Consider the following 12,582-nt stretch of genomic DNA (forward strand, 5'->3'; position numbering starts at 1 on the left):
GTCTCCGTTGATCAGAAGGTACGCCGGTCCCGGGCCTCCGCGGCGAGCGCGGAGACCCGGGTGGGCATCTCAGTCGGTCAGACCTACTCGGTGAGGACGATGTCCGTGAAGACCTCGTCGTTCACCGGGCTGGCGGGATAGCTCTCGACGCGAGGGTCGAATGCCAGTGTCGGCGCCGGGTGCGCGATCGGCACACCGGGGATGAACTGCGCGACCATCTCGTTGATCTCCTCGTAGAGCACCGTCTGGTCCTCGAGGTTGGAGACGCCGCGAGCCTCGTTCAGCTTCTGGAACAGCTCGGGGTTGTCGAAGCCCCACTCCGAGCTCTGCTGGCCGAAGAAGACGCCGACGAAGTTGTCGGTGTCGTTGTAGTCGCCGGTCCAGCCGAGCAGGTGGATGCCGTGGTCGGACGTTCCCGTGGTGCGGTCGAGGTACTCGACCCACTCCTCCGAGACCGGGGTGGTCTCGACGCCGACCTCGGAGAGCTGCGACGACAGAACCGTGAAGATCTGCTCGGGGTCCGGCATGTACGGACGCGAGACGTTGACCGGGTAGTTGAACGTCAGCTTCAGCGGGTTGGCCTCGTCGTAGCCTGCCTCTGCGAGCAGCGACTTGGCCTTCTCGGGGTCGTAGTCGTACGTCGTGACGTCGGGGTTGTAGCCGTTGACGGTGTCGGGCACGAACTCGATCGCCTTCTCGGTGCCCTCGGGCAGGACCTGGCTGATCAGCGCATCCTTGTCGACCGCGTACGAGAGCGCCTCACGGACCTTCGGGTCCTGCAGCTCGGGGATGGCCTGGTTGAAGGCGAGGTAGAGGATCGTGAACGGAGGGCGCGACACCATGGTGAAGCCGTCGTCCTCGAGTGCCTTGGTGTCGGCAGGGCCGACGAGGTCGTAGCCGTCGATCGATCCGGACTCGAGGGCCTGGCGACGCGCGGTCGGGTCGTCGATCGTGCGGAAGATGATCTCGTCGATCTGGCCCGCCTCGCCCCAGTAGTCGCCGTAGGCCTTGAGCGTGACCTGCTCGCCCGGAGCCCACTCGTCGAACTGGTAGGGGCCGGTGCCGACCGGGTGACCCATCGCGTACTCGGAGAGCACGGGAGCCTCGGCGGAGCCGCTCACGTCGTCGGCGCCGAACTCCTGCAGCGCCGACGGGCTCTGCATCGAGAACGACGGCAGCGAGAGGGATGCGACGAAGCCGGCGAACGGCTTGTTCAGGTCGATCGTGACGGAGTAGTCGCCGTCAGGGGTGCAGGACTTGTAGACGGCGTCCGCCGGGCTGTCGGCGTAGCCCTTGAAGAGCTTGTTGTAGTAGTAGCCGAACGCCTCCGATGCGGCCAGGCCGGTCCAGTTGTACCAGCGGTCGAAGTTCGCGCACACCGCCTCGGCGTTGAACGGGGTGCCGTCATGGAAGGTGACGTCTTCCTTGAGGGTGAAGGTGTGGCTCATGCCGTCTTCGGACGACTCCCACGACTCGGCGAGCAGGGGTGCCGGGTCGGCCGTGCCTGGTTCGGTGCCCACGAGGCCCTCGAACATCTGCCGCGAGACGCGGAAGCTCTCGCCGTCCTGGGCGAATGCCGGGTCGAGGCTGGCCGGGTCCGAGGATGCGGCGAACACGAAAGTGCCGTCGACATCGCCGGCAGCCTCTCCGCCGTCGTCGCTGCGCTCGCTGGCGACGCATCCTGAGAGGACCAGCGCCGCGAGTGCGGCTCCGGTGACGGCGAGGAGTCCTCGCCGACGCATGACTGAGTGGTGCATTGTGTGACCTTCCTGTCGAGCGCTGCTGTGCGCGTTCCGAAGACATCGTCGACTTCGGAACCGTGATGCCTCGACGCTACCCAGTGCGCATACCGATGCAAACACCTCCAGGTTGCATTCCTGTTACGGATGTTCAGCGCCGTGGCCGATCCGGTAGCCTCCTGAACGTGCCCGACACATCTCCCCTCGTCGTCTGCGTCGGCGAGGGCCTCGTCTCTTTCGTCCCCGCCACTGCCGCTCCCCTCGAGGACGTGCGCACCTTCCATCGATCGCTCGCCGGGGCGGAGTGGAACACCGCGATCGCACTGGCGTCGGCGGGCATTCGCGCCGCTGTCGTGTCTCGCGTGGGTGACGACGGCTTCGGGCGATTCCTCACAGCGGAGCTGCGCAGGCACGAGGTAGACGATTCGGCCGTGGACATCGACGCAGAAGCCCCCACCGGTCTCTACGTCAAGGAGCTGTCACCGCGCCCGGACGGCTCGGTCGACGGGACGATGCACTACTACCGCTCGGGTTCAGCAGCCGCGGCGCTGTCGCCCGAGACCCTCGCGTCCCCCGCAGCATCCGCTCTTCTGGCCCAGGCAGCACTGGTGCACACCTCTGGGATCACGCCAGCCCTCTCGGAGTCCGCTCGTGCGGCGCAGGATGCGCTGTTCGCTGCGCCCCGCGACGGTCGGCTGCTCAGCTTCGACGTGAACTGGCGCCCCGCGCTCTGGCGCGGCCGCCAGGACGAAGGGCGCGCGGTGATCTCGGACTACGTCCGCCGCGCCGACATCGCTTTCTGCACTCGACCCGACGCGGAGTCGGTGTTCGGCACCGCCGAGCCGGATCGACTGCGCGAGCTGTTCCCCGAACCGAGGTATCTGATCGCCACGAGCCCCGACGGCGCTGTGGCGTTCGACGGAGTGGAGCGCACCGACAGCAGGTCGCTCGACGTCTCCGTCGTGGAATCCATCGGGGCCGGAGACGCGTTCGCCGCCGGGTTCCTCGCCGGCGTGCTGACCGGCCTCTCGCTCACCGGCAGCCTCGCCCGCGCGCACAGGATCGCGACCAGAGCGCTGCTCAGCACCCGCGACCACGTCGACTGATCGGCACCTACCGGCGGCGACGAGACGCCGCCGCGTCGTGCGTGAGCTGCAGCGGGATGACCACGGGTTCGCCCCGGTGCTGCACGACGCGCACGAACAGGATGTCGACCAGGGCCAGCTGCGCGATGCGGCTCGACATCGCGGCCATCCGGAATGGCGACTCCTGCGCATACGTGATCAGCGCGATGTCGGCAGCGAGCGCGAGCGTCGAGTCGGGGGCGCTCGTGATCGCCACGGACAGCGCGCCGGCGTCTCGGGCGATCTCGACGGCGCGGACGACCTCCTGGGTCTCGCCGCCATGCGAGAAGGCGATGACGACGTCGTCTGCGGTGCGCAGCGACGCCGTCGTGAGAGCGAGATGCGGATCAGCGGAGTGCGCGACCGAGCAGCCGATGCGCGCGAGCTTCTGCTGAAGGTCCTGGGCGGTCAACGACGAGGCCGCCTGCCCGAACAGATCGACGTGGCGGGCTGCCACGACGGCCCTCGCGACCCGGTCGAGAGCGTCTGCATCGAGCCCGCGCGCCGTCTTCTCGATCGCATCGATCTCTTGAGCTGCGAGCTTCGCAGCGATCGCCGACGGCTCGTCGTCAGGGTCGATCGCCGTGGTGTCGAGGCCGAAACGCGCCCGCTGCGCCTGGGCGAGCGTGACCGTGCGAGCGACCGCGACCCGCAGCTCGCGGTACCCGCTGAAGCCGAGCGACTGCGCGAATCGGGCAACGGTCGACAGAGACGTGTGACAGAGCTGCGCGAGATCGTTGATGGCGAGATCGACGACGAGCGTGGGGTCGCCGAGGATCGTCTCCGCGACCCGTGCTTCTGCAGCACTCAGTCGAGGAACGGATCGGCGCACCAGCGCGAGAACATCGTCGTCCACGGTGTCATCCTGCCTCAGTCGGGCGGACCTGCGCTGGTGGGCGAGGAATCGGCGCGGCGCGAAGACCCGCCGGTCAGTCGATCTCTGGCGGCCTGCGCACCGATCCTGCTCGCGGATCCGACCTCCACGACAGGAAGCGGCAGAGGCCGCCGGGCCGCGAGTCCGACGTTGACCACGACCGCCTCGGGGTCGCGCAGAGCGGCGCGCTCGACCAGCGAGCGCTGCGCGTCATCGGCGTCGGGGCGATCCAGAAGGACGACCGTCAGCCCCTCGGCGAGAACCGCCCGCTCGAGGGCGACGTCCTGCTCTTCGATCGACGTTCGCGCGACGTCGACACGAACACGGTGGCCGTCGGCGGCGAGCGTCTCAGCCACGTACGCCGACGCACTGTCTACGGCGAGAGTCGAACGACGGCGGGCGTCGACCACTGCGAGCACCCCGGCATCCGCCGTCGCACCGGTGATCGCTCGTCGGACGATCTCCGATCCGTCGTAGTCGATCGGAGGAGCGGTCGTCGCGCGGGTGCGGAGGGTCTCTGCCAGACGGGCGACCCGCTCGGCCGCAGCGGCGAGTCGCTCGCGGGGCAGCGAGCCGTCGCTCACCGCCGCGAGGATCCCGTCGCGGGCAGCGAGGAAGTCTCGCCGGTCCTGGTCGGGCAGCGTGGCGTCGCCCCGGTTCGTCGGGTTGCCGATGCACAGCAGATCGGCACCGGCCGCCAGGGCAAGCGCAGCGCCCTGTCCGATGCCGACGGTCTCACGGATGGCCGCCATGTCGAGGGCGTCCGAGATGATGACGCCGTCGAAACCCCAGTCGCGCAGCATCCCGAGCACCCGAGGATTCAGCGTCGCCGGCTCTTCCCCCCACGCGGGAACCACGATGTGCGCGGTCATGATGGCGTCGACTCCCGCAGCGATCGCCGCACGGAACGGCTCGAGGTGCACGCGCTCGAACTCGTCGATGCCGAGCGAGATCTCGGGCAGCGAGTGGTGCGAATCCAGATGCGTGTCGCCGTGTCCCGGGAAGTGCTTGACGCACGCAGCGACCCCGTTGCTCTGCAGGCCGTCGACTGCCGCCTGCACGTGTCGGGCCACGAGTTCCTCGTCGCTGCCGAAGGAGCGCACGCCGATCACGGGATTTCGCGGATCCGTGTTCACATCGGCGACGGGCCCGAGCACCACGTTGGCACCGACCGAGGCGACCCGTCGAGCAAGCTCCGCACCGGAGTCCCTCGTCGCCTCGACATCGTCGACGACTCCGAGCTGGGCCGCCCCTGGGAGCGTGGAACCGGCCGTGGACTCGAGGCGTGTGACGTTGCCGCCCTCCTCATCGATCCCGATCAGGGCGGCCGGGTTCGCGCGAAGGATCTCGTCACTCAGGGCAGGCAGTCCGTCGCCGACGTTCTGGCTGAAGTAGACCGCTCCCGCCAGGCCGTCGAGCAGCTCGGCGAGAAGCCAGTCCGGCGCCTCGGTGCCGAGGAACCCCGGCCAGAGCACCGCATTGGCGAGGCGGACCAGCTCGTCGGTCATCCCTTCACCGCTCCGGCGACCATGCCTGCCGAGAGGCGACGCTGCACGATCACGAAGAAGACCATGACGGGGATCGTGATGATCGTCGACGCGGCCATGATGCTGCCCCAGTCGTTGGAGTGCAGACCGAAGAAGGACTTCAGACCGATCGAGACCGTGTACTGGTCGGTCTCGCTGCCGAGGATCGTCATCGCGAAGATGAACTCGTTCCACGCCGTGATGAAGCTGAAGATGCTGGTGGCGACGAGGCCCGGCATCACGAGCGGCAGCAGGATCGAGCGGAACATCCGCCACCAGCTGGCGCCGTCGATGTAGGCGGCCTCTTCGAGCTCGACGGGAACCGCAGCGACGAATCCGCGCAGCATCCAGATTCCGAAGGCGAGTGAGAGCGCGACGTAGACGACCATCAGGCCGAGGATGCTGTTGAGCAGTCCGAGGCTCTTGACCTGCAGGAACAGGGGGATGACGAGAGCCTCGAGCGGGACCATCTGCACGATGAGGATCATCATGAGGACGGTCGTGCGGAACTTGAAGCGGAAGCGCGCGACGGCGACCGCCGCGAGCAGGCACACCAGTGCGCTGACGAGCACTGTGACCAGAGCCACGATGGCCGAGTTGCGCAGGTAGGTGCCGAAGCCGCCGTCGGTGAGGACGAAGGCGAAGTTGTCGAACGTGAACTCCTGGGGCAGCAGCGACTGACCACCGCTGGATGCCTTGGCGTCGAACGCGCTGGAGACCATCCAGTACACCGGGAACAGCGTGAAGATCAGGACGGCGGCGATCGCGATGCCGGTGCCGAGGCGCGACATGGCAGACGGGCGAGGGTTCACAGCTCGTCCTCCTTCATGAGGGATCGGATGTACACGATCGTGATTCCGATCAGCACGAGGGTGAGCAGCACGGCGAGAGCGGCGCCGAACCCGTAGCGGTTCTGACCGAAGGATTCGACGTACGACCAGACGCCGAGGTTGAGCACCGACCGGTTGCCTCCCCCTCCGCCCGGCATCAGATAGACCTGCGCGAAGACCTTGAAGTCCCAGATCGTCGACAGGATGATGACGACCGAGAAGACGGGCTTGAGCGTCGGGAAGATGATCTTCCAGAAGCGCATCCAGGCGTTCGCGCCGTCGAGTGCGGCCGCCTCGAGCATCTCCTTCGAGACTCCGAGGAGACCGGCGAGCACCGTGATCGCCACGAACGGGAAGCCGTGATGCACGACGTTCAGCAGCACGATCGCGTAGAACGACCACTGGTTGGTGAACCAGTTGACCGGCTCGTCCATCAGGCCGAGGTTCTGCAGGGTGGTGTTGAAGATGCCACGGTCGGCGTCGAAGATGAACGTCCACACGTAAGTGCCGGTGACGGCGGGCATGGCCCACGCGACCATGATGCAGCTCGAGACGATGGTGCGCCAGACCGTGCCCAGCTTCGCGAGCAGGAGCGCGACCAGTGTGCCGACCGCCACGGTGACGAACACGGCGACGGCGGCGAAGCCGACGGTGTTCGGCAGGACGACGGCCCACAGCGTCGGGTTGGTGAGCGCCTCGACGTAGTTGTCGACGCCGATCCAGTTGTTCTCGCCGGTGTTGATCTCGCGCAGACCGTAGTCCTGCAGCGAGAAGATGAAGACCTGGATGAGCGGCCAGAGCATGAGCACCGCGAGGATGACCAGCCCGGGAGCGAGAAGAAGCCAGGGGCGGGCCGTGAGCAGCGAGAGTCCTCGCCGCCGGGGCTGGCCGCCGGCCACGGAGGCGGAGGTGGACTCCGCCTTCGTGGCCGGCAGTGGCGCTTGCACCATCGACATGAAGGGATACAGCCTTACTTGTTGAGCAGCTCGGTCATCTCAGCTGCGGCATCCTTCGTCGCGGTGGCGACGTCCTTCTGCCCGCCGAGGATCGCCTGGATCATCGAGTTGGTGGTCTTCTTCGCCTGGACGGCTCCGAAGTTCGGGGTGACGGGCACGGATGCGCCGCCCTCGACCATCTGCTGCGCGAACGGAGCGACGAGCGGGTCGGTCGAGGCGAGGGCCTCTTCCATCGCCGACTGGACGCCGGGGAAGTAGCCGGTCTCGTCAGCCCACTGCTCGGCGAACTCGCCGGTGCTCATCAGCTTGACGAACTCCCACGCGAGGTCGGCGTTCTTCGTCGTGTTGAAGACCGACAGGTGCGAGCCTCCGAGCACGGACGGAGCGATTCCGCCGTCCTCGCCGGGGATCACGGCCGCGCCGATCTTGCCGTCGAGTTCGGGGTTCGCCTCGATCAGAGCCTTCGGCGTCCACGAGCCCGAGAGCATCATGGCGACGTTCCCCTGAGTGAACGAGTCACGGAGGTCGGTCTCCTTCCACGTCGTGGCACCGGCAGAGGAGAAACCGTGCTCGGTCGCGAGTCCGGTGTAGAACTCGATTCCGGCCTGCGACTCGTCGCTGTCTAGCTCGCTCGTCCAGGTCTTGCCGTCGAGGGTCGCGACCTCGCCGCCCGCACCCCAGACCCAGGGGTAGACCTGGAACTCGGCGTCACCCGCGACGGGGAACGGCAGCATGTCGGGCTTGGCGGCCTTGATCGCCTCACCGGCAGTGACGATGTCGTCCCACGTCTTCGGAGCCTCGAGACCGAGCTCCTCGAACACGTCGGTGCGGTAGACGATCGAGCGGACACCGGCGTACCACGGCATGCCGTAGAGCTCGTCCTCGTAGGTACCGGCGACCGCGAGGCCCTCGACGAGGTCGTCGCGCAGGCCCTTCTCGGCGTCGACGTACTCGTCGAGCGGCTCGAGGGCACCAGCGTCCGCGAACTCCGCTGTCCAGGTGGTGCCCGTCTCGGCGATGTCGGGGGTGGTGCCACCGGCGATCGACGTGACGAAGCGGTCGTGAGCGTCCGCCCACTGGATCTCTTCGATCTTGACCGTGGCCCCGGTCTCGTCTTCGAAGGCGCTCGATACCTCGTCGTAGAACGCGGTCGCGTCGGGGTTCGTGCCCTTCATGATCCAGACGGTGAGCTCCTGGCCCTCTCCGTCGACGGCTCCGCCGGTGTCTGCTCCGCCACCGGCACAGGCCGCCAGGCCCAGTGTGGCCACGGCGCCCAGCGCCATGACCGGAAGAATGCGCTTGTGCATCAGGGATCTCCTCTTTGAACGTCCTGGCGGCATCGGGTGCCTACCACGTAGGAAAAAGTATTCATCACTAACTAATTCCCTGCAAGTTATTCTCGGAAACGTCATGCGGCCGTAACATCGACCTCCGCGGGTAGGCTCGCGGCATGTCAGGGGCCCTCGACGACGCGAAGCGCTCGACGGTTGCACGCCACGCAGACCTCCCTACGCCCAGTGCGTTCTCGACTCTGTTCAGACTCCTCGGAGTCGCCCTGGCCGTGCTCCTCGTCTCGTCGATCGCGGTCGCGGGCTTCGTCGCCGCGGACGTGCTGAACCGCGTCGGCGAAGGCGCCGTCGCCCTCGAGGGCGACGTCGAGGTCGCCCCTCCGTCGCTGGGCGCGTACCCGAGCGACAAGGCCTTCAATCTTCTCATCGTCGGGACGGACGAATGCGGCGAGGTCTCGACGAAGATCCTCGGCGACCGCTGCGCCCAGAGCGATCAGGGTGCCCTGAACGACGTGACCCTCCTGGTGCACGTCTCGGCGGCGCCTCGCGCTGTCACGGTCGTGTCGTTCCCCCGCGACCTCGGCCTGGAGGTGCCCGAATGCGAGAGGGCCGACGGCTCGACCGCATCGGCGATGTCGAAGGGGCGGATCAACGAGGTCTTCGAGCACGCCGGCGTCTCGTGCGTCGCGAAGACCGTCACCGATCTCAGCGGGCTCCCGGTCGAGTTCGCGGCCAAGATCAGCTTCGACGGCGTGATCGCGATCACGGATGCGATCGGCGGAGTCGACGTGTGCGTCGCAGGCGAAGGGATCCACGACACCCTCGCGGGCGTCGACCTGCCGGTCGGCACGCACACGGTCTCGGGGGCCAGCGCCCTCGCCTTCATCCGCACCAGGCACGGAGTCGGCGACGGGAGCGACCTCGCCCGCATCTCGAATCAGCAGCAGTACATGTCGCGACTGGCCAAGAAGATCCTCAGCGCGGAGACCCTGACGGACCCCTCGAAGGTGCTTCGACTGATGAACACGGTGGCCGACAACATCGTGCCGAGCGAGTCGCTGAGCAACGCCCTGACGCTCACGCAGTTGGCGCTCGCTCTGAAGGACGTGCAGTTCTCGGACTTCGTGTTCGTGCAGTACCCGAACCTGGCTGACCCAGAAGACAGCAACAAGGTGGTGCCCGACTACGACGCAGCGGCCCCGCTGTGGGCGGCACTCGTCGCCGGAGAGCCCATCGCGCTCGCCGGCGACGTCTCGACGCATCGCAGCGTGGAGCTCGCGACGCCGCCACCCGCAGGCGCGCCGGTCGAGACGGCCACCGAGGCGCCGGAGGCGCGGGCGACCCTTCCCCCGGAGATCTCGGGGCAGACCCTCGACCAGGACACATGCTCGGTCGGCGTCCAGGCGGAGTGACCGCGTAGTCTCGAAGCATGGGCAGGACGCGAGCGAAGGACACCGAACACCCGCAGGCCCGTCTCGACCACGGCGGCATCGCCCGCATCGTGCCGTCGGAGTTCACCACCGGATTCGAGCTCATCGTCGACGACACCCCGCAGTCGCACGTCGACCTCGACGACCCCACGCATCTGCACTTCGAGTACATCGTGCGCATGGGCGCCGTGATCGATCAGCTCGCGGCAGGTGCCCTCACCGCGGTGCACCTCGGAGCGGGAGCGCTGACGATCCCCCGCTACATCGAGGCCACGCGGCCCGGTTCGCGGCAGCAGGTGATCGAACTCGAAGCTCCGTTGGCCGCACTCGTGCGCGAGCACCTTCCGCTGCCGAGAGGCGCATCGATCAGGCTGCGGATCGGAGACGCCCGTGAGGGCGTCCGCCGTCTTCCGCCGGCCATCGTCGGCAGCTGCGATCTGGTGGTGTCCGACGTGTACTCCGGCGCCCAGACGCCCGCCCACCTCACCAGCATCGAGTTCTATCGCGAACTCGCCGAGCTTCTCGCGCCAGGAGGCGTGCTGCTCGTGAACGTCGCCGACGGCCCCGGCCTCGCCTTCGCTCGACGTCAGGTCGCGACCATCGCGGAGGTGCTTCCCGAGATCGGCGTCCTCGCCGATACGCAGGTGCTCAAGGGCCGCAGGTTCGGCAACCTCGTGATCGCGGCGTCGGCCGCTCCCCTCCCGACCGAATGGCTGCCGCGGATGCTGGCAGCCGGACCGCATCCTGCGAAGATCGCCCAGGGCGCCGAGGTGACCGCGTTCGTGCAGGGTGCCCGCGTGGTCACGGACGCGGATGCCGTGGCCTCCCCTCGCCCGGATGCCTCGCTTTTCCTCCGCTGAGCACCTCGATCGAGATCGGATGCGAGGACCCGGGGCGTGCCGCCCCGACGACGGCGCCGTCGCGAGGCACACTTGTGGGGGGACGCTGCGGAAGGAGAGCAATGAGTTTCATCAGAGGCTATGACCACGAGACCCTTCGCGAGCGCGTCGATCTCGATGAGTGTTCGGCACGGCTGGAGGAGATCGACGGTCAGCGCAGCCTTCCGGCACTGCTCGAACGCGTCTGGCTGCTGAAGGTGCTCGATCGCCTGGACGAAGCCCTCCCCCTCGCTGACGAAGCAGTGCGTCAGGCTCGCATGGCCGGAACCCGCAAGGATGTCCTTCGCGCCCGGGTGCTGCACGCCACCATCCTTCAGCACCGCGGCGCGCACGCCGCCGCCGCGCAGGAGCTCGCCACGTGCGCCGCCGAGGCGGAAGGGCAGCGCTGGGTCTCGATCGCCGCGTTCGCCCATCACCACCACGGCAAGAACGCGTACGAAGCCGGCGACTACGAGACCGCCCGCGAGAGCTTCAAGCAGTCCCTCTTCCTTCGTCGCGAAGCGGGAGCCCAGGACCGGGAGCTCGAGACGGTGCTGCTCGCGATCGAAGCCGCCGAGCGGCGCCGCACGACTCAGCTCGTCGCGGGCTGACGCTGCACGTCGCGCGCCCGCCTCGGGTTGACGCTGCGCTGAGCGGCGATGTCGGCGGTATGGCTTAGCCTGATCGCATGGCGGAACTTGACCGGGTGCGCGTCTGGGGCGAGGCACTGATCACGATGCACCTCGACGACAGCTGGTCGTTCGGCTTCGACCATGCCAAGCGTCGAGCGGGGCAGTGCGACTACACGAAGAAGCGCATCACCGTGTCGCGATACCTGGCAGCCCGGTTCGAAGACGACGAGATCCATCAGGTGCTGCTGCACGAGGTGGCGCATGCGCTCGCCGGTCATGAGGCCGCCCACGGCGCGACCTGGAAGCGCTTGGCCCGCGACCTGGGTTACGTCGGCGGAACGACTCATCATGGCGAGACCGCGGTCGAGCTCGCACCATGGGTCGGCCGGTGCCCCGCCGGTCACGTCAGCTACCGGCACCGGCGCCCGTCACGGGCCACGTCGTGCGCACGGTGCTCGCGCTCGTACGACGCCCGCTATCTCTTCGACTGGACGCGTCGCGAGATCACGGCCGACACGAAGCTCGCCGCCCAGATGTCGCGCTGACAGCGTCAGGCCGCTGCGGGGCCGGAGCGATCATCGAGGTCCGCGCTGCAGAGCGAGCTGCAAGGTCGAAAGCGCATCGCACACAGCCGATACAGGTGCTTCATCGACCACCCATGCGCCGCACCCGGACACCCGTCCGCTGTCAGCGCGGGTGAGCACCCGATTCGGGATCGACCCCGGGCGCCGACTCTGGCCCTGATCGCTCATCGACGGCAGCCTCGCCTGCGGCGACCTCGTCATGCACGACTCGATCGGCCGGGACCGCGTCATCCACCCGGTCGTCAGACCACTCGTCATCCACTCGCTCATTCATCGCACCGGTGTCGCTCGTGCGTCCGGCGCGCCGACGCAGGAACGCCGCCGCGGCTCGCCAGCCGACGATGAAGACGCCGAGCACGAGTGTCGTGACGATGATGAACGCGATCTGAGCGGTGTCTCCCGCCGCGACCCGCAGCAGGAGCCCGCCGACGACCGTGACGAGCCAGACGACGGCGCCCCATCCCAGCGACCACGGACGACGCGGCCGCGCCGGCAGCAGAGCGGCCACGACGTGACCCACCAGCAGCGCGACGATGAAAGGCCAGGCGGTGATCAGGAACCCGCCGGGGCTCTCGCCGTGCGAGGCACGGCCGATCACGGCGAACACGAGCACCAGGACGGCATCGACGATGAACGCGGGGACGAACCTCATGCCATGACCCTACGTGGCACGAGCCGAAACCCGTGCCGGGTGCGCGGCCTGTTGCCGACCGCACTGCG

General features: G+C 68.0%; 12 protein-coding genes. 5 read left to right on the forward strand and 7 right to left on the reverse strand.

Features of this window, described 5'->3' with window-relative positions; genetic code table 11:
• Positions 1-83: 83 nt before the first annotated feature.
• Complete coding sequence (locus tag RQG82_RS09640) at positions 84-1,757, reverse strand: ABC transporter substrate-binding protein (RefSeq protein ID WP_311258870.1); 1,674 nt, start codon at positions 1,755-1,757, stop codon at positions 84-86.
• 167 nt (positions 1,758-1,924) lie between these two features.
• Between RQG82_RS09640 and RQG82_RS09645 the strand changes: the two genes are divergently transcribed.
• Positions 1,925-2,845, forward strand: a complete 921-nt coding sequence (locus tag RQG82_RS09645) for a sugar kinase (RefSeq protein WP_311258871.1) — start codon at positions 1,925-1,927, stop codon at positions 2,843-2,845.
• A 7-nt stretch (positions 2,846-2,852) separates the two neighbouring features.
• Here the strand turns inward: RQG82_RS09645 and RQG82_RS09650 are convergent, their stop codons facing one another.
• Genes RQG82_RS09650 through RQG82_RS09670 form a run of 5 tightly spaced genes read right to left on the reverse strand, consistent with a single transcriptional unit; the run spans position 2,853 to position 8,356 of the window.
• The gene (locus RQG82_RS09650) at positions 2,853-3,719 is read right to left on the reverse strand and encodes a MurR/RpiR family transcriptional regulator (protein ID WP_311258872.1); all 867 of its coding nucleotides are present in this window, start codon (positions 3,717-3,719) and stop codon (positions 2,853-2,855) included.
• Between the two features lie 14 nt (positions 3,720-3,733).
• Positions 3,734-5,245 (reverse strand): glycoside hydrolase family 3 N-terminal domain-containing protein, encoded by a 1,512-nt coding sequence (locus tag RQG82_RS09655; protein ID WP_311258873.1) that lies wholly within the window; start codon positions 5,243-5,245, stop codon positions 3,734-3,736.
• A complete protein-coding gene (locus RQG82_RS09660) occupies positions 5,242-6,075 on the reverse strand; it encodes a carbohydrate ABC transporter permease (RefSeq protein WP_311258874.1) in 834 nt (277 codons plus the stop codon). The genes RQG82_RS09655 and RQG82_RS09660 overlap by 4 nt, the downstream gene beginning before the upstream one ends.
• Complete coding sequence (locus RQG82_RS09665) at positions 6,072-7,049, reverse strand: carbohydrate ABC transporter permease (protein ID WP_140036315.1); 978 nt, start codon at positions 7,047-7,049, stop codon at positions 6,072-6,074. The genes RQG82_RS09660 and RQG82_RS09665 overlap by 4 nt, the downstream gene beginning before the upstream one ends.
• 14 nt (positions 7,050-7,063) lie before the next feature.
• The gene (locus tag RQG82_RS09670) at positions 7,064-8,356 is read right to left on the reverse strand and encodes a sugar ABC transporter substrate-binding protein (protein ID WP_311258875.1); all 1,293 of its coding nucleotides are present in this window, start codon (positions 8,354-8,356) and stop codon (positions 7,064-7,066) included.
• Between the two features lie 143 nt (positions 8,357-8,499).
• Here RQG82_RS09670 and RQG82_RS09675 point away from each other — a divergent pair, with 143 nt between their 5' ends.
• From RQG82_RS09675 to RQG82_RS09690, 4 genes are all read left to right on the forward strand, one after another.
• On the forward strand, positions 8,500-9,750 hold the full coding sequence (locus RQG82_RS09675) for an LCP family protein (protein ID WP_311258876.1): 1,251 nt from the start codon (positions 8,500-8,502) through the stop codon (positions 9,748-9,750).
• 17 nt (positions 9,751-9,767) lie between these two features.
• Positions 9,768-10,628, forward strand: coding sequence for a fused MFS/spermidine synthase (locus RQG82_RS09680; RefSeq protein WP_311258877.1), 861 nt, complete (start codon positions 9,768-9,770; stop codon positions 10,626-10,628).
• Between the two features lie 101 nt (positions 10,629-10,729).
• Positions 10,730-11,257: a hypothetical protein gene (locus RQG82_RS09685; protein WP_311258878.1), complete on the forward strand. Its 528-nt coding sequence runs from the start codon at positions 10,730-10,732 to the stop codon at positions 11,255-11,257.
• 77 nt (positions 11,258-11,334) lie between these two features.
• Positions 11,335-11,823: a SprT-like domain-containing protein gene (locus RQG82_RS09690; RefSeq protein WP_311258879.1), complete on the forward strand. Its 489-nt coding sequence runs from the start codon at positions 11,335-11,337 to the stop codon at positions 11,821-11,823.
• Positions 11,824-11,965: 142 nt separating this feature from the next.
• Here the strand turns inward: RQG82_RS09690 and RQG82_RS09695 are convergent, their stop codons facing one another.
• Entirely contained in the window at positions 11,966-12,514 is a 549-nt protein-coding gene (locus RQG82_RS09695; RefSeq protein WP_311258880.1) for a DUF3054 domain-containing protein, read from the reverse strand.
• Positions 12,515-12,582: the final 68 nt, after the last annotated feature.

Source organism: Microbacterium sp. WCS2018Hpa-9 (genome assembly GCF_031843745.1).
Taxonomy (GTDB): domain Bacteria; phylum Actinomycetota; class Actinomycetes; order Actinomycetales; family Microbacteriaceae; genus Microbacterium.

Coding starts and splice junctions, on each gene's coding strand:
- RQG82_RS09680 (WP_311258877.1), top strand. CDS start 9,768: ATGGGCAGGACGCGAGCGAAGGACACCGAACACCCGCAGGCCCGTCTC.
- RQG82_RS09695 (WP_311258880.1), bottom strand. CDS start 12,514: ATGAGGTTCGTCCCCGCGTTCATCGTCGATGCCGTCCTGGTGCTCGTG.
- RQG82_RS09685 (WP_311258878.1), top strand. CDS start 10,730: ATGAGTTTCATCAGAGGCTATGACCACGAGACCCTTCGCGAGCGCGTC.
- RQG82_RS09690 (WP_311258879.1), top strand. CDS start 11,335: ATGGCGGAACTTGACCGGGTGCGCGTCTGGGGCGAGGCACTGATCACG.
- RQG82_RS09665 (WP_140036315.1), bottom strand. CDS start 7,049: ATGTCGATGGTGCAAGCGCCACTGCCGGCCACGAAGGCGGAGTCCACC.
- RQG82_RS09670 (WP_311258875.1), bottom strand. CDS start 8,356: ATGCACAAGCGCATTCTTCCGGTCATGGCGCTGGGCGCCGTGGCCACA.
- RQG82_RS09655 (WP_311258873.1), bottom strand. CDS start 5,245: ATGACCGACGAGCTGGTCCGCCTCGCCAATGCGGTGCTCTGGCCGGGG.
- RQG82_RS09675 (WP_311258876.1), top strand. CDS start 8,500: ATGTCAGGGGCCCTCGACGACGCGAAGCGCTCGACGGTTGCACGCCAC.
- RQG82_RS09640 (WP_311258870.1), bottom strand. CDS start 1,757: ATGCACCACTCAGTCATGCGTCGGCGAGGACTCCTCGCCGTCACCGGA.